This window comes from Oceanicella sp. (assembly GCF_056449545.1).
The window spans coordinates 1-17,646 of record NZ_JBWOMN010000109.1 but is presented as its reverse complement, the minus strand read 5'-3'; the positions used below and the strand labels follow the sequence as shown (position 1 = coordinate 17,646).

Genomic DNA, 17,646 nt, shown 5'->3' with positions numbered 1-17,646 from the left:
GCGACAGGCGCCCCGGCGCGCCCCTGGCCGCCGCCGCAATGGCGGATCGGGATCCGCCCTGCGCCTGACGGCCACCGGTGATTTTCGGGGCGCAGGCCCTGCGAGGAGAAACAGCCATGACCAGTGAAACCCCGCTTTGGGAAGTCTTCATCCGCCCGCGCAACGGGCTGAGCCACAAGCATGCCGGCTCGGTGCACGCCGCCGACGAGGTGCTGGCCCTGCAGGCGGCGCGCGACGTCTACACGCGGCGCGGCGAGGGCGTGTCGATCTGGGTCGTGCCCTCGGCGGCGATCACCGCCTCGGACCCGGCGCAGAAGGGCGAGAATTTCGAGCCCACCGCGTCGAAGATCTACCGTCACCCGACGTTTTACGAGATCCCCGACGAAGTGGGGAACATGTGATGCAGGTCGAGGAGGCGCTGTTTCGCCAATTGCTGCGGCTGGGCGATGATTGCCTGGTGCTGGGGCATCGGGTTTCGGAATGGTGCGGCCATGCGCCCATGGTCGAGGAGGACATGGCCATGCCCAACATGTCGCTCGATCTGATCGGGCAGGCGCGCGCGATCTACACGCTCGCCGGCGAGGTCGAGGGCAAGGGGCGCTCGGAGGATGATTTCGCCTATCTGCGCGAGGAACGGGCGTTTCGCAATTGCCTGCTGGTGGAGCGCCCAAACGGCGATTTCGCCCACACCATGCTGAAACAGCTGTATTTCGCCGCCTTCATGACGCCGTATTGGCAGGCTGCCTGCAAGTCGCGCGATGCGCGGCTGGCGGGGATCGCCGGCAAGGCGGTGAAGGAAATGGCCTATCACGTGCGCCACGCGGGCGAATGGGTGATCCGGTTGGGCGACGGCACGGCGGAAAGCGCGCGGCGCATGGCCGAGGCCGTCGCGGATCTGCACCCCTATACCGACGAGTTGTTCGCCGCGGACGAGGTGACCGACACGCTGCGCGACGCCGGCGTCGCCCCGGATCCAGATAGCCTGCGCGCGGCCTGGACCCGGACTGTCGCCGGGATTTTCGAGGCGGCGAAGCTGGAAACCCCCGAGATCCGCTGGCCCATGTCCGGCGGGCGCGAGGGGCTGCATGGCGAGGAGCTGGGGCATCTGCTGTGCGAGCTGCAATACGTGGCCCGCGCCCATCCCGGCGCGAACTGGTGAGCAAGGCGCCCGGCGGCGCCGGGCGGATCGCCGACCCCGTTGCAGCGGGCCTGGGACGCGGCCGGATCGGTGCCCGACCCCGAGGTGCCCTGCATAAACGTCGCCGAACTGGGCATCCTGCGGGACGTGCGGCTGGAGGGCGGGGTGGCGATCGCCAGGGTGACGCCCACCTATTCCGGCTGCCCGGCGGTGCTGGCCATCGAATTCGCCATCGAGGCGGCGTTGCGCGACGCCGGGTTCGAGGCCCGGATCGAACGGGTGATCGCCCCCGCCTGGACCACCGACTGGATCACCGCCGAGGGCCGCGAGAAGCTGCGCGCCTATGGCATCGCCCCGCCGCTCAAGGCGTCCGGGTCCGTGCGCGCGCTGTTCGGCGAGACCGTGGTCGCCTGCCCGCAATGCGGTTCGGAAAACACCGAGCGCATCTCCGAATTCGGCTCCACCGCATGCAAGGCGCTGTATCGCTGCCTCGATTGCAGGGAACCGTTCGACTACTTCAAATGCATCTGAGAGGGCCAAGGCATGGCGTTGCGATTTCATGACCTGAAGGTGCGGGACGTGGTGCGGGAAACCCCCGACGCGGTCTCGCTGTCATTCGATCTTCCCGAGGCGCTGCGCGAGGATTACGCGTTCCGCCCGGGCCAGTATCTGACCCTGCGCGCCGAAGTGGCGGGCGAGGATCTGCGGCGGTCCTATTCGATCTGCGCGCCGCTGGGGACCGACAGCCTGCGCGTGGGCGTGAAGAAGGTGGAGGGGGGGCGGTTTTCGTCCTTCGTCTGCGACGCGCTGAAGCCCGGCGACCAGATCGAGGTGATGACCCCCGAGGGCCGTTTCGGGGTCGAGATCGGCGGGGCCCATGATTATCTGCTGATCGCCGCCGGGTCCGGCGTGACGCCGATGCTGTCGATCGCGCGATCGGTTCTGGAGAACGAACCCGAGAGCGGCGTCACCTTCGTCTATGGCAACCGCGCCACCGATTCGATCATGTTCCGCGAGGAGCTGGAGGATCTGAAGGACGCGCATATGGGCCGCTTCACGCTGCTGCACGTTCTCAGCCGCGAGGAGCAGGACGTGGAGATCCTGCATGGCCGCGTCGATGCGGCGCGCGTCGCGCGGCTGGCCGAAACCGGGCTGATCGCGCCGACGGAGATGGACGGGGTGTTCCTGTGCGGGCCCGGCGAGATGATCGACGCGGTGGGCGAGGCCCTGGCCGGCATGGGCGTGGATCGCCGGAAAATCCATTTCGAACGCTTCACCCCGGCCGACGACGCGCCGCCGCCGCGCCCGATGTCCGAGGCGGCGAAACAGGCCGCGGCGCATCACGCCGAGGTGGTCACCATCATCGACGGGTCGCGCAAGAGCTTCGCCATCGGCGAACCGGGGCAGACCGTGCTTGAGGCGGCGAGCGCGGCGGGGCAGGAGATTCCGTTTTCCTGCGCCGGGGGCATGTGCTGCACCTGCCGCTGCCGAATCGTCGAGGGCGAGGGCGAAATGGCGGTGAATTATTCGCTGCAGCCCTGGGAGATCGAGGCGGGCTTCACCCTGGCCTGCCAGACGCGGCCCACCAGCGACAGGCTGGTGCTGGATTTCGACGCCGTCTGACGCCTGCCGTCGGCGGCGGCCCGCGTCGCCGCGGCGCCCGCCCGGCCGGCCGTCGCGTCGCGTCGCGATCAGCCGGTCATGCCGTCCCAGAAGGACTTCACCTTCGAGAAGAAATCGCTGGTCTCGGGCGAATTGTCCCGGCCCGCGGCTTCGAATTCGCGCAGCAGTTCCTTCTGGCGGGCGCTGAGATTGACCGGGGTCTCCACCGCCAGTTCCAGATACAGGTCCCCGCGCCGCCCGCCGCGCAAGGACGGCATGCCCTTTTCGCGCAGCCGCAGCTGCTTGCCGTATTGCACGCCCGCGGGCACCTTCACCCGGGTGCGGGCGCCGTCGAGCAGCGGCGCCTCGATCTCGCCGCCAAGCGAGGCGGTGCTCATGGGCACCGGGATGCGGCAATGCAGGTCCGGGCCCTCGCGGTCGAAAATCGCGTGTTCGCGCACTTCGATGAAGATGTAGAGATCGCCCGACGGCCCGCCCTGGGTCCCGGCCTCGCCCTCGCCGGCGAGGCGGATGCGGGTGCCGGTCTCCACCCCCGGCGGAATGTTGACGTTCAGCGTGCGGTCGCGCTGCACCCGGCCGGCGCCGGCGCAGGCGCCGCAGGGATTCTTGATGATCTGACCGCGCCCGCTGCATGTGGGGCAGGTGCGTTCGATGGTGAAGAAACCCTGCTGCGCGCGCACCTTGCCCATGCCCGAACAGGTCGGGCATTGCGCGGGTTCGGCGCCGCCGTCGGCGCCGGTGCCGTTGCAGGTCTCGCATTTGGCCGATCCGGGGACGGTGATGGTCTGCTGCTTGCCGGAATAGGCTTCCTCCAGCGTCACCCGCAGATTGTAGCGCAGGTCCGAACCGCGCATGGCGCCGCCGCGCCGCCCGCCGCGGCGCTGGCCGCCCATGAAATCGCCGAACAGGTCGTCGAAGACATCCGAGAAGGCCGAGGAATGCGCGCCGCCCGGCCCGGGGCGAAACCCCCCGCGGCTTGGGCCGCCGCCCTCGAAGGCGGCATGGCCGAACTGGTCGTAGGCGGCCTTTTTCTGTTCGTCCTTGAGGCAGTCATAGGCCTCGTTGATTTCCTTGAACTGCTCCTCGGCCTTGGGATTGTCCGAATTGCGGTCGGGATGCAGCGCCTTCGCCTTGGTGCGATAGGCCTTTTTCAGTTCGGCGGCGGAGGCGTCCTTGGAGACCCCCAGCACATTGTAATAGTCGCGTTTCGCCATCTGTGACTTACTCCCGAAAGCGGGGCGCCCTTCACGCGACGGCCCCGCCCCCTGAGGTCAGGGGGCGGGGCCCGCCGTCTGCGCGAGGGAAACCGGCCCGCCGGTCAGCTCTTCTTGTCGTCGTCCTTCACCTCGGTGAAGTCGGCGTCGACCACGTCGTCATCCTGGCCGCCGGCCGCGGTCTCGGGCTGCTCGCCGGGTCCGGCTTCGGCGGCCTGGGCCTGCTCGGCCTGGGCCTTGTAGATCGCCTCGCCCATCTTCATCGCCGCTTCGGTGAGCGCCTGCGACTTGGCCTTGATGGCCTCGACGTCATCGCCCTCGGTCGCGGTCTTGAGCTCGGCCGCGGCGTCCTCGATGGCCTTCTTCACCTCGGCGTCGATCTTGTCGCCGTGCTCCGCAAGGTTTTTCTCGGTCGAGTGCAGCAGGCTTTCGGCGTGGTTCTTGGCCTCCACCGATTCCTTGCGGGCCTTGTCGGCGTCGGCGTTGGCCTCGGCGTCCTTGACCATTTGCTCGATGTCTTCGTCGGACAGGCCGCCGGAGGCCTGAATGGTGATCTTCTGTTCCTTGTTGGTGCCCTTGTCCTTGGCGGACACCGACACGATGCCGTTGGCGTCGATGTCGAAGGTCACCTCGATCTGGGGCATGCCGCGCGGCGCCGGCGGGATGTCTTCCAGATTGAACTGGCCGAGGATCTTGTTGTCGGCGGCCATTTCGCGTTCGCCCTGGAACACCCGGATGGTCACGGCCGACTGGTTGTCGTCGGCGGTGGAGAAGATCTGCGACTTCTTGGTCGGGATCGTGGTGTTGCGGTCGATCAGCCGGGTGAACACGCCGCCCAGGGTCTCGATGCCGAGGCTCAGCGGGGTCACGTCGAGCAGCACCACGTCCTTCACGTCGCCCTGCAGGATGCCGGCCTGAATGGCGGCGCCCATGGCCACGACCTCATCGGGGTTGACGCCCTTGTGGGGCTCCTTGCCGAAGAATTTCGACACTTCCTCGATGACGCGCGGCATGCGGGTCATGCCGCCGACCAGCACGATCTCGTCGACCTCGGTCTTGGACACGCCGGCGTCCTTCAGCGCCGCGGCGCAGGGCTTCAGGGTGCGCGCGATCAGGTCCTCGACCAGGCTTTCCAGCTTGGCGCGGGTCAGCTTCAGCACCAGATGCAGCGGCGTGCCGCTTTTGGGGTCCATGGAGATGAAGGGCTGGTTGATCTCGGTCTGGCTCGACGAGGACAGCTCGATCTTGGCCTTTTCCGCCGCTTCCTTCAGACGCTGCAGCGCCAGCTTGTCCTGACGCAAATCGACGCCGTTCTCCTTCTTGAACTCCGAGGCGAGGTAATCGACGATGCGCATGTCGAAATCTTCGCCGCCGAGGAAGGTGTCGCCGTTGGTGGACTTCACCTCGAACAGCCCGTCGTCGATTTCAAGGATCGAGATGTCGAAGGTGCCGCCGCCGAGGTCGTAGACCGCGATGGTCTTGTCTTCCTTCTTGTCCAACCCGTAGGCCAGCGCCGCCGCCGTCGGTTCGTTGATGATGCGCAGCACCTCGAGCCCGGCGATCTTGCCGGCGTCCTTGGTGGCCTGACGCTGGGCGTCGTTGAAATAGGCGGGCACGGTGATCACCGCCTGGGTGACGGTCTCGCCGAGATAGCTTTCGGCGGTTTCCTTCATCTTCTGCAGGATGAAGGCGGAGATTTCCGCCGGCGAGTATTTCTTGCCGCGGGCCTCGACCCAGGCGTCGCCGTTGGGGCCTTCCACGATGTGGAAGGGCACCATGCCCTTGTCCTTGGCGACCATGGGGTCGTCGATGCGGCGCCCGATCAGGCGCTTGACCGCGAACAGGGTGTTTTCCGGGTTGGTCACGGCCTGCCGCTTGGCGGACTGGCCGACCAGTTTCTCGTCTTCGGCGAAGGCGACCATCGAAGGCGTGGTGCGCGCGCCTTCGGAATTCTCCACGACTTTCGGCTGCGAGCCGTCCATGATGGCGACGCAGGAATTGGTGGTGCCGAGATCGATACCGATCACTTTCGACATAGGCTGTCCTTTCATCTGGCGATCTGAGAGGCCGGGTCCCGATCGAGGCCCCCGTCCTCCATCCCATGCGACGCGCCCAAATCCTGACGGCGCATCACGGTGTTGGCAGGGATATAAGGCGCGCGGCGACGCCCCGCAAGGCGCTGCGGCGCTGTGCGGGTCTGCAAATGCGCGATATTTTGCATAAAGGCGGCGAATCGACGGATTCAGGCTGGGTTCAGGTTGCCGGCGGGAATTTTCGCGGCGCCTTTCGGGTTGCGCGCGCACCGGCGCGAGGCGATTCTGGCGGGCGCGCGGGCGGCGCCCCCGCCTTGGCGCGGGGAGGGACGTGATGGACCGGCCGCTCGATCTCAACGGCGTGAAGATCTGGAAGGGCTGGCTCGCGCCCGCGGCGCGCGCGGCGCTGGTGGAGGAGGCCCGCGCCGTCGCCGCCGTGGCCCCGTTCATGCGCCCGCAGACCCCCTGGGGCAAGCCCATGAGCGTGCGCATGACCTCGGCCGGGCGGGTCGGTTGGGTCAGTTCGCGCCAGGGATGCCGCTACGCCGGGCGCCACCCCGCGGGCATGGCCTGGCCGCCGATCCCGCCGGGCGCGCTGGCGGTCTGGGCGGCGCTGTCGGGCTGGCCCGATCCGCCGGACAGCTGTCTGGTGAATTTCTATGGCAAGGGCGCGCGCATGGGGCTGCATCAGGACCGCGACGAGGGCGACTTTTCCGCCCCGGTGCTGTCGATTTCGCTGGGCGATCCGGCGGTGTTCCGGGTCGGCGGCGCCCGGCGCGGCGATCCCACGGCCTCGATGCTGCTGGAAAGCGGCGACGTGGCGCTGATCGGCGGCGCCGCGCGGCTGGCCCGTCACGGCATCGACCGGGTGCGATTCGGCGGTTCGGCGCTGCTGCCGCGGGGCGGGCGGATCAACCTGACGCTCCGGGTGGTGCGGGACCGGGCGCCGGGCGCGGGCGGGGCCGAACCGGGGCGGGATGTCAGACGATGAAATCGCCCGAGCCAGCGCGCCGGGCGCCGGGTCATCGCCCTCATCTGGCGTCAGATCGCCGCCGACCCCGGATCATAGCTGTAAATCCAGTCGTTGAGCGCCGCCGCGCGGGCCGGCGCGAAGCGGGTCAGGGCCTCGATGGCGGCGAATTTGGCCAGCCGTTCGGGCAGGGATCGCGAATGAAACCGCGCGCCGGTGCGCAAGGCCGCCGCCTGCAGTCGCGTGGCGCGGGGCTTTCGCGCGGTCTCATAGGCGGCGAGCGCCGCGGGCGTCGCCCCGCGCGCCGCCACCGCGCGGGCCAGCACCACCGCGTCCTCGAACGCCATGGCCGCGCCCTGGGCCAGAAACGGCGTGGTCGGATGGCAGGCGTCGCCCAGCAGCACGAGGTTGCCGCGCGACCAGCGCGCCAGCGTCGGGTGGCCGAACAGCCCCCAAAGAAAGGTCTTGTCGGCGACCGCGAGGATGGCGCGCACGGTCTCGTGCCATTGCGCGAACCCGTCGCGAAGGTCGTGGATGTCGCCGGGCAGGGTCCAACCCTCCTCGATCCAGTCGCGGCGCTCCTCGATGGCGACGAAATTCACCAGTTCGCCGTCGCGCAGGTAGTAATGCACGAAATGCCGTCGCGGCCCCATCCACACGGTGGCGTTGGGGCGCACCAGCCCCGGCGGCAGCCGGTCGGCGCGCACCACCCCGCGCCACGCCGCATGCCCGGCGAACACCGGTTCGGACCCGGGGCAAAGCGCTTGGCGCAGGACCGAGCGCACGCCGTCGGCGCCGATGATCAGATCGCCGGCATGGGCGCCCTTGTCGGTGATCAGCGCGCCGTCCTCATGGCCTGTGACGGTCTCGCCGAGGCGGATGTCCACCCCGGCGGCGCGGCATTCCAGCGCCAGCGCGGCGTGGATGTCGGCGCGGTGCGCCTGCCGGTAATCGGCGCCGTGGCGGGCGATGATCGCGGCGCCCAGCGGGGTGCGATACACCACGCGGCCCGAACGCCAGGCGCGCAGCTCCAGCGCCTCGGGCGCGAAGCTGCTGCCGCGAACGCGGGCGCCGACGCCAAGCCAGTCCAGGGCTTTCATGGCGTTGGGCGACAGCTGGATTCCGGCCCCGACCTCGCGCAGTTCCGGGGCGCGTTCGACCAGCGTGACCTCGGCCCCGGCGCGCGCGAAGGCCAGCGCGGCGGCGAGCCCGCCAAGCCCTGCGCCGGCGGTGATGACGCGAAGGGGTCTGGACATGGGGCGCGGCCTTTCACTGGTTCGGACGGTCGCGGGTTTCTAGCGCCGGTCGCGGTCGCGATCCTTGATCTGGCCCCCGCATCCGGCCTCCGGATCTGGCCCCGCGACGGGCCCCCGCATCCCGCCCCCGCGACCGGAGCCCGGTCAGGCGCCGGTGAAGACCGGCTTCTTCTTCTGGAAGAACGCCGCCACCGCGTTGGCGGTGTCGGCGCTGGCCGAGCAATCCGCCTGCAGATCCGCCTCCAGCCGGAAACTGTCGTCGAAATCGCCGGTCTCGGCGGCGCGCAGCACCTGTTTGGCGTAGCGCAGGGTGCGCGGCGCGCCCCTGGCGAGGTCGGCGGCCCAGTCCAGCGCCGCGCGCCGCGCCGCGCCCGTGGGGACCAGCTTGTTGACCATGCCCGCGGCAAGGCATTCCGCGGCGCTCAGCTTGGTTGCCTCGACGATGGCCTGATAGGCGCGCTTGTAGCCGAGCGCCTGCACCAGATGCCAGTGATTGCCGCCGTCCGGGATCAGCCCGATGGCGGCGAAGGCCTGATAGAGATAGGCGTCCTCCTCCATCACCGCGAGGTCGCAGGCCTGCGCATAGGCCGCGCCGATCCCGGCGCAGGCGCCCTGAATCGCCGCGACATAGGGCTTTGTCGAGCCCATGATCGCGTCGATCGAGGGTTTGAATTCCGCCAGCAGCAATTCGGTCACCTTGGCGCCGCGCAGCCCGTCATTGAGATCGGCGCCGGAGCAGAACGCCCGCCCCTCGCCGGTGAGCACCACGACGCGCACCGACGCGTCGGCCTCGGCCTCGACGATCGCGGCCAGCAGGTCGCGGCGCAGATCGGCGTCAAAGGCGTTGAGCCGCTCGGGCCGGTTCAGGGCGATCAGCGCCACGGCGCCGTCGACGCTGTAATTGACGGTCTTGCAATCGTTCATTTCGCATGTCCTCGCGCGGGCGGTGGGAACGGTGGGAGCGGTGGGGCGGTTGTCGGGACCAGATAGCAGTCCGCCGCGCCGCGCCGTCAATAGCCGCCGCGCAAAGCGGCGCAACGTCACCCGCGAAAGGCGCCGCCTTGCGCCAGGTCCGCCCGCGCCGTCATATGGTCGCCAAGCGCGCCAGCGACGAGCCGAATGGAGCCCGCATTGACCGACGCCTTGACCGAAAAAACCCGCCCCGGCGCGTTGGAGCGCGACCAGAGCCGCGTCGGGCGCGCGCTCGCCATCGAGGCGGACCGGCGCATGCGCCAGTCGGCGTTGGCCCGCAGCGCGGCGATGGCGGCGCTGGCGCCGGTCGCGGCGCTGATCAGCGGCTGGCCGGAGCTGCTGTATTACCTTGGCGTTCTGGCGCTGTTCGCGGCGCTGGGCTGGGCGCAGTTCGCGCTGCTGCGGGCGCGGGTCGGGCGGTCATGGACGCCGTTCCTGTTCGTGACCCTCGACTTCGCGCTGACGACCTTCGTGCTGCTGTGGCAAAGCCCGCTGCGCGAATTTCCGCTGCCCCCGCAGCTGATGCTGCGCGGCGCCGGCATCAGCTATTTCTTCCTGCTGCTGGCGGGGCTCGCCTTCAGCTTTCGCCCCTGGCTGGTGCTGTGGGGCGGGCTGTCGGGCGCGGCGTGCTGGTCGCTGGGCTGGGCGGCGATCATCGCCCTGCCGGACACAGTGACCTCGCTGACCCTCGCCAAGCCGACGACCCGGGCCGAGATGGACGCGGCGATGGCCGTCATCCTGCGCCCGGAATTCGTCGATCTGGGGTCCTGGCTGCAACAGGTCGCGGTCCTGCTGCTGACCGCCGCGCTGCTGGCGCTGGTGGTGCAGGGGTCGCGCCGGCTGGTGCATCGCCAGGCGGCGCTGGAACGGCGCAGCGCCAATCTCGCGCGGTATTTCCCCTCGGGGCTGGCCGAGAGCATGGCCGAGCGCGACAATCCTTTCGGGCAGGAGCGCGAACGCCGCGCGGCGGTGCTGTTCACCGACATCGTCGGCTTCACGGGCTGGGCCGAGGGCCGGTCCTCGGCCGCGGTGGTGGCCTTCCTGCGCGACGCCCACGCGCTGGTGGCGCGGGCGGTGTTCGACGCCGGCGGGGTGCTTGACAAGTTCATCGGCGACGGGGTCATGGCGACGTTCGGCGTGGCGCAAGCCCATGACGACCGGGACCGCGATGCGGGCCGCCACGCCCGTGACGCGCTGGACTGCGTGGAGGCGATCCTCGTCGCCTTCGCCGCCCTGAACGCGGCGCGCGCCGCGCGGGGCGAGGTCGCGATGCGGATCTCCATCGGCGTGCATTTCGGCCCGGTGGTGGTCGGGGACGTGGGTTCGGATCGGCGCATGGAGCTGGCGGTGCTCGGCGATACGGTGAATGTGGCGAGCCGGCTGGAAAGCCTCACCCGCCCGCTGCATTGCGCCGCCGTCGTCAGTCAGGAGGTCATGGACGCCGCCGGCGGCCCGCCGCCGGCCTACCGGCTGATCGGCGCCCGGCCCATCGCCGGGCGGCGCGGCGCGGAAGTGGTCTGGGCGCGCGACGCGCCGCCCGCCGCGGAGGGCGCCGGCGCCGCGGGCTGAAATCCGGGTCGCCTCAGCCCATGGAATCGAAGCTGCGCCGTCTGAAGAATTTCTGGCTGTCCGACATCTTGCTCCAGATCGCCAGCGTCAGCGCCGCGAGCACGTAGAGCAGGCCCAGCCCGAGGATCAGCCAGCCCGGCGCCGGGCCGATGGCGGCGCGGTCCAGCAGCATGTCGAGGCTTTCCACCGAGGTCGGGTGCACCACCAGCTTGCCCAGATAGGCCAGCGCCTGGATCGCCAGGATCCACAGGTAATTGCGCCGCACGCGCCGCCCCACCGCGGTCATGTAGGACACGTGGTATTTCGGGTGCAGGTAATCCTCGGCCAGGGTCTTGTGCCAGTTGTCCTCCAGATGCAGGTCGCCCTCGTAGAGCATGGGCGCGTAGAAATGCGTCTCCATCCAGCGGGCGCGGGCGCGCCAGACGTTGAAGAATCGGTAGCGCCGCGCCTCCAGCGACAGGAACAGCATGATCAGCACCCCCACCAGCAGCAGCGGCAGCGGCGAGGCGTCGGGCGACGAAAACGTCAGCGACAGCGCGATGCCCAGCGTCACCACCGACCAGTTGGTGGAGGTGTCGAGTCGCGTGCGCCAGATGGTCGAACGATAGACCTCGCCCCGATAGAGATGCGCGATGGCGCCCATCTCGGCGGCGGAGAATTCCTTGGTGCGCGGCGCGCCGTTGGGCTCGTTCATGCAAACGGTTCCATGGAGAAACGGATCACCACTCTAACGGGCTCGGAGGCCCCGACGCCAGCGGGATTCGCAGCCTGGCCGGCGCTGACGGCGTCAGGTCGAGGATCGCGCCTCCAGCGCCGCCAGCCGCTCGGCCAGCGCCTCGTTCTCCTCGCGGGCCTTCTGCGCCATGTCGCGCACCGCGTCGAATTCCTCGCGGGTGACGAAATCATGATCCGCAAGCCAGCGGTCGATCATGCCGCGCATGGCGGTCTCGGCCTCGGTCTTGGCGCCCTGGGCGACCCCGGCGGCGTTGGTCATCAGTTTGGACAGATCGTCGAAAAACCGGCTGTTGTTCTGCATCCTTGCGACTCCTGCTTGGGTTTGCCGATGATATGCGCCGTTGCGGCGGATTTTGCCAGCGCCAAGCGGGCCCTTGCCTTGGTCGCGCGCCCATGTAGGCTGCGCCGGCAACAGGTCAGGAGGCCCCATGTCCGAAAAGCTCGCCCCGCGCGCCGATGCCGACGGCGCCGTGCCGATCCGGCTCGTCAGCCCCGACGGGCTCTCTGCCGCGCTTGGCGAATTGGCGCCGCCGGCGCGCGCCTGGGCCGAGGCGACGGGGTTTTCCGGCAAGCTCGGCCAGGTGGCGCTGCTGCCCGACGCGACGGGCCGCCCGGCGGTCGCGCTGTTCGGCTGGGGCGACGCCCGCGCCCGCGCGCGCACCCGTTTCGCGCTGGGCAAGATGGCCGAATCCGCCCCCGCCGGGCTGTATCGGCTGGATGCGCCGGATCTCGACGACGCGTCCCGCGCCGAGGCGGCGCTGGGCTGGCTGCTGTCGCGCTACCGCTTCGCGCGCTATCGCAAGCGCGGCCTCGCCGACGCCCGCCTCGCGGCCCCCGAGGGCGTGGACGCCCCGGGACTCAACCTGATCGCCGAGGGCGCGTCGCTGGCCCGCGACCTGATCAACACCCCGGCCGAGGACATGGGCCCGGCCGAGATCGAGGAGGCCGCCCGCGACCTTGCCGCCCGTCACGGCGCCGCCGCCGACGTGGTCAGCGGCGACGACCTGCTGGCGCGCGGTTTTCCGCTGATCCACGCGGTCGGGCGGGCCTCGCCCCGCGCCCCGCGGCTGATCGGGCTGGAATGGGGGCGCGAGGGCGCGCCGCGGGTGACGCTGGTGGGCAAGGGCGTGGCCTTTGACACTGGCGGGCTGAACCTGAAGCCGGGCGCCTCCATGGGGCTGATGAAAAAGGACATGGGCGGCGCGGCCAATGTGCTGGGGCTGGCGCACATGATCATGGGCGCGCGGCTGGATGTGCGGCTTCGGGTGCTGATCCCGGCGGTGGAAAACGCGGTCTCCGGCGCGTCGTTCCGCCCCGGCGACGTGCTGCCCTCGCGCAAGGGGCTGAGCGTGGAGATCAACAACACCGACGCCGAAGGGCGGCTGGTGCTGGCCGACGCGCTGGCGCTGGCGGACGAGGAATCGCCGGATCTGCTGATCGACATGGCCACCCTGACCGGCGCCGCGCGGGTGGCGCTGGGCCCGGACCTGCCGCCCTTCTACACCGATGACGACGCCCTGGCGGGCGAGATTTCCGCCGCCGCCGCGCGGGTGCGCGATCCCCTGTGGCGGATGCCGTTCTGGCCCGGCTACGAATCGCTGATCGAACCCCGGATCGCCGATCTCGACAACGCGCCCTCGGGCGGCATGGCCGGGTCGATCACTGCGGCGCTGTTCCTGAAGCGATTCGTGGAAAAGACCGAAAGCTACGCGCATTTCGACATCTACGGCTGGGTCCCGGTCGCGAAACCCGGACGTCCCAGGGGCGGCGAGGCCCAGGGCGTGCGGGCGCTGTTCGATCTGCTGTCGCGCCGCCACGGGGGCGCGTGATGGTCGGCCTCGACCCCCGGCGCAACGCCTTCCGCCCGGATCTGGCGGCGGAGGCCCTGCGCGGACAGGTCGAGGCCGCGCGCTTCGTCGCCCCGACGCGGCGCCGGGTGATCCGCCCGGCCCTTGGGCTGCGCGCCGCCCCCGGGGCGAAGGGCCTGGTCGCGGAACTGGTCTACGGTCAGCTGGCGGATGTCTACGAAACCCGCGACGGGCTGTGCTGGCTGCAGGCGGCGCGCGACGGCTATGTGGGCTATGGCGCGGCCGCCGGGCTCGGCCCCGAAGGCCCGCCCGCGACCCACCGCGTGGCGCAGCCTTTCGCGACGCTGTATCCGGCGCCCGACATCAAGACCGCGCCGCGCGCCGCCCTGCCGATGGGCGCGGAACTGTCCGGCAGGGCCGAGGGCGATTTCCTGGCCACCGATGACGGTTTCGCGCCGTTGAGGCAATTGGCGCCGCTGGGCGCCCCGATCCGGGAAAACGATTTCGTGGCGGTGGCCGAGATGTTCCTGCATGCGCCCTATCTCTGGGGCGGGGGCACGGCGCTGGGGCTCGACTGTTCGGGATTGGTGCAGGCGGCGCTGCACATGACCGGCGTTGACTGCCCGCGCGACAGCGACATGCAGGCGCGCGAGATCGGCGCGCCGCTGGCCGATGACGCGCCCCTGCGCCGCGGCGACCTGATCTTCTGGCGCGGCCATGCCGGGATCATGCGCGATTCCAGGACCTTGCTGCACGCCAACGGCCACCGCATGGCGGTGACGAGCGAACCCTTGGCCAAGGCGATCGCGCGCATCGCCGCCGCTGAATTCGGCGAGGTGATTGCGCGCCGGCGCCCCTGACGGCGCGAAGGAAAGAAAGACGAAAGAATGCTCGAAGCCCTGCCCATGACCGGCGACGACCCCATTCTGGCGTTGATGGGGGCGTTTCGCGCCGATCCGCGCCCGGACAAGCTTGACCTCGGCGTCGGCGTCTATCGCGACGAGACGGGCAAGACCCCGGTGTTTCGCGCCATCCGCGCCGCCGAGGCGCGCCTGCATGACAGCCAGCGTTCGAAAGTCTATCTGGGCCTCAACGGCGATCTCGATTTCGTCGCCGCCGCCGCGCGTCTCTCGCTGGGCGAGGATCTGGCCGCGCGGGCGGCAGGCACGCAGTCGGTGGGCGGCAGCGGCGCGCTTTTCACGCTGGGGCGGCTGGCGGCGAAGGCCCGCCCCGGCGCGGTGGCGCATCTGCCGGACCCGACCTGGCCGAACCACCGCAATCTGCTTGAATCGGCGGGGCTGAGGATCGGGCGCTATCCGTATTTCGACCCCGGGACCGGTGCGCTGATGTTTGACGCCATGTGCGAGGCGCTGCGCAAACCGGGTCCTGGCGACGTGGTGGTGCTGCATGGCTGCTGCCACAACCCCACCGGCGCCGACCTGTCGACCGAGCAATGGCGCGAGATCGCCGCCATCGCGATCGCGCGCGGCTGGCTGCCGCTGTTCGATCTGGCCTATCAGGGCTTTGGCGCCGGGGTCGAGGCCGATGTCGCGGGCATGCGCGCCATGCTCGACGCCGTGCCCGAGGCGCTGCTGGCGCAATCGTTCTCGAAGAATTTCGGCCTCTATCGCGACCGCGCCGGCGCGGCGTTCGCCCTGAGCCGGGACGCGGGGGCGCGCCACCGGGCGCAGGCGGTGTTGGGCGCGATCAATCGCGAGGTGATCTCCATGCCCCCGGATCACGGCGCGGCGCTGGTGCGATTGGTGCTGGAGGATGCGACGCTGCGCGCCGATTGGCGCAACGAGCTTGAGCGCATGCGCGCGCGCATCGTCGACACGCGCGCACAGCTGGCGCAGGCGCTGGCCGCGCGGCAGGCGCGGGGCGCCTGGGCGGGGCTGGGGGCGCAGCGGGGCATGTTCTCGCTGCTGGGGCTGAGCGACGCGCAGGTGGCGGCGCTGCGCGAGGATCACGCGATCTATGCGGTGGCGGGCGGGCGGATCAACTTCGCCGGGCTCGTCGCCGATCAGGTCGACCGCCTCGCCGACGCGCTGATCGCGGTGTCCTGAGCCGGGCCGCCGTTTGCGTGTTTTTCGCGGCGGCGCCCGCCGGACCGCCCCGCAACGGCCGGCGCCGGTTCGATGCGCGGCGCTCGGGCGGGGCGGTCCGCCGTTCTCGAATTCGCGCAGCGAATTCCAGCGGGGCGCGCCCCGCTGACGTCGGCTTTGCCGACGTGAGAACGGCTTGCGCCGATGTCTGACGTTACGGCCTAGAGAAACCGCGCGAATTCCGCCGGTTCGGCGCGATCCGCGCGCAAGTCGTTGACCGGATGCGCCGGGTCGCGCCGACCGATGGCGAGCCCGCAGAACAGCATGTGCTCCGGCGCGGCCCCCACGAAGGCGTCGACGGTCTTGTGATGCCAGGCCCAGGCCTCCTGGGCGCAGGTGTCGAATCCTTCCTGCTGCAGCAGCAGCATCAGGGTTTGCAGGAACATGCCCAGATCGGCCCATTGCGCGGCCCCCATGCGCCGGTCGACATGCAGGAACATCGCCGCCGGGGCGCCGAAGAAATCGTGGTTCTCGGCCAACCGGCGCAGGCGCGCCGCGCGGTCGTCGCGCCCGATCCCGAGCAGCGCGTACATGGCCTCGCCGACCTCGAAGCGCCGCGTGCGGTAGGGCTCGTGCAGGTTTTCGGGATAGACCGGGTATTCCAGCGGATCCGGCCCGCCCGCCGCCAGCCGCGCGCCCATGACCTCGCGAAACCGCGCCATCGCCGCGCCCTCCAGCACCGAGACCAGCCAGGGTTGCAGATTGCCCCCCGAGGGCGCCCGCGCCGCGCGCGCCAGCACGCGTTCCAGCACCGGGCGCGGAACCGGGTCCGGCAGGAAGGCGCGCACCGAGATGCGCCGCTCCACCGCTTCGTTGACCTTCATGCGCGGGTCCTTTCAGATCGTTTGCCGCCGCCTTGCGCGCAGCCTCGCCTTTTTTTGCGGCGCGGCTCAAGATAGGCTTCCCGCCACGACCGGGACAACCGACAAACACGGAGCGCGCGATGATCGCCGTCAGACTGAGCCTGCTGAGCATGATTGCCGCGATCCTCGGCGGCTGCGCCGCGGCGGAGGGGCCCGGATCCATGGCCGGCGCGCCGCAGGCGCGGCCCGCGCAGGGCGCCGCCCAACCCGCCCAGCCCGCCGATTTCGCCCAGTGGCGCGGCGGCTTCCGGCGCAAGGCGCTGGCGCAGGGGGTGCGGGGCGAGGTTTTCGACGCCGCCTTTGCCGATGTGGGCGTCAACGCGCGAGTGCTGGAGCTTGACGCCTATCAGCCGGAATTCTCGCGCCCGATCTGGAAATACCTCGACAGCGCCGTGTCCGACACCCGCGTCGCGGAGGGCCGCGCGCAGCTGGCCGAGAAGCGCGCCATCCTCGACGGCATCGAGGCGCGATACGGCGTCGATCGCCAGATCGTGCTGGCGATCTGGGGGCTGGAGAGCGCCTACGGCTTCAATTACGGCGACATCCCGGTGATCGAGAGCCTCGCCACCCTCGCCTGGCAGGGGCGCCGGCGCGGCTTCGCCGAGGAACAGCTGATCGCGGCGCTGAAGATCATCCAGAACGGCGACGTGACGCCGGACCGCATGCTTGGCAGCTGGGCCGGGGCCATGGGGCACACGCAGTTCATCCCCACCTCCTTCGCCGCCTATGCGGTTGATTTCGACGGCGACGGGCGGCGCGACGTCTGGACGACGGACGCGGCGGACGCGCTGGCCTCCACCGCCAACTACCTGTCGCGCTTTGGCTGGCGTCTGGGCGAGCCCTGGGGCGTGGAGGCGCGCCTGCCCGACGATTTCGACTACGCGCTGGCCGATCAGTCGATCCGGCGCAGCGCGGCGCAGTGGGGGGCGATGGGGGTGACGCGCTTCGACGGGTCGGCGCTGCCGGCTCAGGGCGAGGCTTCGGTGATCGCCCCGGCGGGCGCGCGCGGCCCGGCCTTCGTGGTGTTCCGCAATTTCCGGGTCATCAAGCGCTACAACAACGCCACCTCCTACGCGCTGGCGGTGGGGCATCTGGGCGATCGCATCATGGGCGGCGGGCCGATCCGGGGGGCCTGGCCGCGCGGCGACCGGCCCATGTCGCGCGACGACAAGATCGAGCTGCAGCAGCGGCTCACCGCGCTCGGCTACGACACGAAGGGCGCGGACGGAATCATCGGGCCGAATTCGCGCCGCGCGATCCGGGCGTTCCAGCGCGCGCGGGGGCTGGCGCCGGACGGCTACGAAAACGCCGCGCTGCTGGACGCGCTGCGCATGGCGACCGGCGGCTGAGCGGCGCGCGG

General features: G+C 70.4%; 17 protein-coding genes. 10 read left to right on the top strand and 7 right to left on the bottom strand.

The genetic code is table 11. From position 1 onward, the window contains the following. Positions 1-116: 116 nt before the first annotated feature. Genes paaB through paaE form a run of 4 tightly spaced genes read left to right on the top strand, consistent with a single transcriptional unit; the run spans position 117 to position 2,761 of the window. Complete coding sequence (gene paaB / locus AC1HC7_RS14115) at positions 117-401, top strand: 1,2-phenylacetyl-CoA epoxidase subunit PaaB (protein ID WP_479497397.1); 285 nt, start codon at positions 117-119, stop codon at positions 399-401. Beyond that, positions 401-1,159, top strand: coding sequence for a 1,2-phenylacetyl-CoA epoxidase subunit PaaC (gene paaC / locus AC1HC7_RS14110; protein ID WP_479497398.1), 759 nt, complete (start codon positions 401-403; stop codon positions 1,157-1,159). The genes paaB and paaC overlap by 1 nt, the downstream gene beginning before the upstream one ends. 39 nt (positions 1,160-1,198) lie before the next feature. Continuing rightward, entirely contained in the window at positions 1,199-1,669 is a 471-nt protein-coding gene (gene paaD, locus AC1HC7_RS14105) for a 1,2-phenylacetyl-CoA epoxidase subunit PaaD (RefSeq protein ID WP_479497399.1), read from the top strand. 12 nt (positions 1,670-1,681) lie between these two features. Further along, positions 1,682-2,761, top strand: coding sequence for a 1,2-phenylacetyl-CoA epoxidase subunit PaaE (gene paaE, locus AC1HC7_RS14100; RefSeq protein ID WP_479497400.1), 1,080 nt, complete (start codon positions 1,682-1,684; stop codon positions 2,759-2,761). A 68-nt stretch (positions 2,762-2,829) separates the two neighbouring features. On the opposite strand, the gene dnaJ is transcribed toward paaE, so the two are convergent. Both dnaJ and dnaK read right to left on the bottom strand, forming a co-directional pair. Next, the gene (dnaJ, locus tag AC1HC7_RS14095) at positions 2,830-3,975 is read right to left on the bottom strand and encodes a molecular chaperone DnaJ (protein WP_479497401.1); all 1,146 of its coding nucleotides are present in this window, start codon (positions 3,973-3,975) and stop codon (positions 2,830-2,832) included. A gap of 104 nt (positions 3,976-4,079) precedes the next feature. Further along, positions 4,080-6,011, bottom strand: coding sequence for a molecular chaperone DnaK (gene dnaK / locus AC1HC7_RS14090; protein WP_479497402.1), 1,932 nt, complete (start codon positions 6,009-6,011; stop codon positions 4,080-4,082). Between the two features lie 331 nt (positions 6,012-6,342). On the opposite strand from dnaK, the gene AC1HC7_RS14085 reads away from it, so the two are divergent. After that, a complete protein-coding gene (locus tag AC1HC7_RS14085; RefSeq protein WP_479497403.1) occupies positions 6,343-6,999 on the top strand; it encodes an alpha-ketoglutarate-dependent dioxygenase AlkB in 657 nt (218 codons plus the stop codon). 50 nt (positions 7,000-7,049) lie between these two features. Here the strand turns inward: AC1HC7_RS14085 and AC1HC7_RS14080 are convergent, their stop codons facing one another. After that, positions 7,050-8,234 carry an FAD-dependent monooxygenase gene (locus AC1HC7_RS14080; protein ID WP_479497404.1) on the bottom strand — a complete coding sequence of 395 codons (1,185 nt, stop codon included), beginning with the start codon at positions 8,232-8,234 and terminating at the stop codon, positions 7,050-7,052. 144 nt (positions 8,235-8,378) lie between these two features. Beyond that, complete coding sequence (locus AC1HC7_RS14075; protein ID WP_479497405.1) at positions 8,379-9,158, bottom strand: enoyl-CoA hydratase/isomerase family protein; 780 nt, start codon at positions 9,156-9,158, stop codon at positions 8,379-8,381. 207 nt (positions 9,159-9,365) lie between these two features. Here AC1HC7_RS14075 and AC1HC7_RS14070 point away from each other — a divergent pair, with 207 nt between their 5' ends. Further along, positions 9,366-10,775, top strand: a complete 1,410-nt coding sequence (locus AC1HC7_RS14070; RefSeq protein WP_479497406.1) for an adenylate/guanylate cyclase domain-containing protein — start codon at positions 9,366-9,368, stop codon at positions 10,773-10,775. Positions 10,776-10,788: 13 nt separating this feature from the next. On the opposite strand, the gene AC1HC7_RS14065 is transcribed toward AC1HC7_RS14070, so the two are convergent. Both AC1HC7_RS14065 and AC1HC7_RS14060 read right to left on the bottom strand, forming a co-directional pair. Then, on the bottom strand, positions 10,789-11,469 hold the full coding sequence (locus AC1HC7_RS14065) for a DUF2270 domain-containing protein (RefSeq protein ID WP_479497407.1): 681 nt from the start codon (positions 11,467-11,469) through the stop codon (positions 10,789-10,791). A gap of 93 nt (positions 11,470-11,562) precedes the next feature. Next, positions 11,563-11,811 carry an accessory factor UbiK family protein gene (locus AC1HC7_RS14060; protein WP_479497408.1) on the bottom strand — a complete coding sequence of 83 codons (249 nt, stop codon included), beginning with the start codon at positions 11,809-11,811 and terminating at the stop codon, positions 11,563-11,565. 127 nt (positions 11,812-11,938) lie between these two features. Between AC1HC7_RS14060 and AC1HC7_RS14055 the strand changes: the two genes are divergently transcribed. Genes AC1HC7_RS14055 through AC1HC7_RS14045 form a run of 3 tightly spaced genes read left to right on the top strand, consistent with a single transcriptional unit; the run spans position 11,939 to position 15,384 of the window. After that, positions 11,939-13,339 carry a leucyl aminopeptidase family protein gene (locus tag AC1HC7_RS14055; RefSeq protein WP_479497409.1) on the top strand — a complete coding sequence of 467 codons (1,401 nt, stop codon included), beginning with the start codon at positions 11,939-11,941 and terminating at the stop codon, positions 13,337-13,339. Next, complete coding sequence (locus AC1HC7_RS14050) at positions 13,339-14,178, top strand: C40 family peptidase (protein ID WP_479497410.1); 840 nt, start codon at positions 13,339-13,341, stop codon at positions 14,176-14,178. Before AC1HC7_RS14055 ends, AC1HC7_RS14050 begins: the two co-directional genes overlap by 1 nt. A 27-nt stretch (positions 14,179-14,205) precedes the next feature. Beyond that, positions 14,206-15,384: an amino acid aminotransferase gene (locus AC1HC7_RS14045; protein ID WP_479497411.1), complete on the top strand. Its 1,179-nt coding sequence runs from the start codon at positions 14,206-14,208 to the stop codon at positions 15,382-15,384. Between the two features lie 200 nt (positions 15,385-15,584). Here the strand turns inward: AC1HC7_RS14045 and AC1HC7_RS14040 are convergent, their stop codons facing one another. Then, positions 15,585-16,247: a nitroreductase gene (locus AC1HC7_RS14040; RefSeq protein ID WP_479497412.1), complete on the bottom strand. Its 663-nt coding sequence runs from the start codon at positions 16,245-16,247 to the stop codon at positions 15,585-15,587. Between the two features lie 119 nt (positions 16,248-16,366). Between AC1HC7_RS14040 and AC1HC7_RS14035 the strand changes: the two genes are divergently transcribed. Continuing rightward, positions 16,367-17,635: a lytic murein transglycosylase gene (locus tag AC1HC7_RS14035; protein WP_479499138.1), complete on the top strand. Its 1,269-nt coding sequence runs from the start codon at positions 16,367-16,369 to the stop codon at positions 17,633-17,635. The last annotated feature ends 11 nt before the right edge of the window (positions 17,636-17,646 follow it).

Excerpts from the sequence above, each read along its gene's own strand:
- paaB (WP_479497397.1), top strand. The coding sequence starts at position 117 with ATGACCAGTGAAACCCCGCTTTGGGAAGTCTTCATCCGCCCGCGCAAC.
- paaC (WP_479497398.1), top strand. The coding sequence starts at position 401 with ATGCAGGTCGAGGAGGCGCTGTTTCGCCAATTGCTGCGGCTGGGCGAT.
- paaE (WP_479497400.1), top strand. The coding sequence starts at position 1,682 with ATGGCGTTGCGATTTCATGACCTGAAGGTGCGGGACGTGGTGCGGGAA.
- dnaJ (WP_479497401.1), bottom strand. The coding sequence starts at position 3,975 with ATGGCGAAACGCGACTATTACAATGTGCTGGGGGTCTCCAAGGACGCC.
- dnaK (WP_479497402.1), bottom strand. The coding sequence starts at position 6,011 with ATGTCGAAAGTGATCGGTATCGATCTCGGCACCACCAATTCCTGCGTC.
- AC1HC7_RS14085 (WP_479497403.1), top strand. The coding sequence starts at position 6,343 with ATGGACCGGCCGCTCGATCTCAACGGCGTGAAGATCTGGAAGGGCTGG.
- AC1HC7_RS14080 (WP_479497404.1), bottom strand. The coding sequence starts at position 8,234 with ATGTCCAGACCCCTTCGCGTCATCACCGCCGGCGCAGGGCTTGGCGGG.
- AC1HC7_RS14075 (WP_479497405.1), bottom strand. The coding sequence starts at position 9,158 with ATGAACGATTGCAAGACCGTCAATTACAGCGTCGACGGCGCCGTGGCG.
- AC1HC7_RS14065 (WP_479497407.1), bottom strand. The coding sequence starts at position 11,469 with ATGAACGAGCCCAACGGCGCGCCGCGCACCAAGGAATTCTCCGCCGCC.
- AC1HC7_RS14060 (WP_479497408.1), bottom strand. The coding sequence starts at position 11,811 with ATGCAGAACAACAGCCGGTTTTTCGACGATCTGTCCAAACTGATGACC.
- AC1HC7_RS14055 (WP_479497409.1), top strand. The coding sequence starts at position 11,939 with ATGTCCGAAAAGCTCGCCCCGCGCGCCGATGCCGACGGCGCCGTGCCG.
- AC1HC7_RS14050 (WP_479497410.1), top strand. The coding sequence starts at position 13,339 with ATGGTCGGCCTCGACCCCCGGCGCAACGCCTTCCGCCCGGATCTGGCG.
- AC1HC7_RS14045 (WP_479497411.1), top strand. The coding sequence starts at position 14,206 with ATGCTCGAAGCCCTGCCCATGACCGGCGACGACCCCATTCTGGCGTTG.
- AC1HC7_RS14040 (WP_479497412.1), bottom strand. The coding sequence starts at position 16,247 with ATGAAGGTCAACGAAGCGGTGGAGCGGCGCATCTCGGTGCGCGCCTTC.
- AC1HC7_RS14035 (WP_479499138.1), top strand. The coding sequence starts at position 16,367 with ATGATCGCCGTCAGACTGAGCCTGCTGAGCATGATTGCCGCGATCCTC.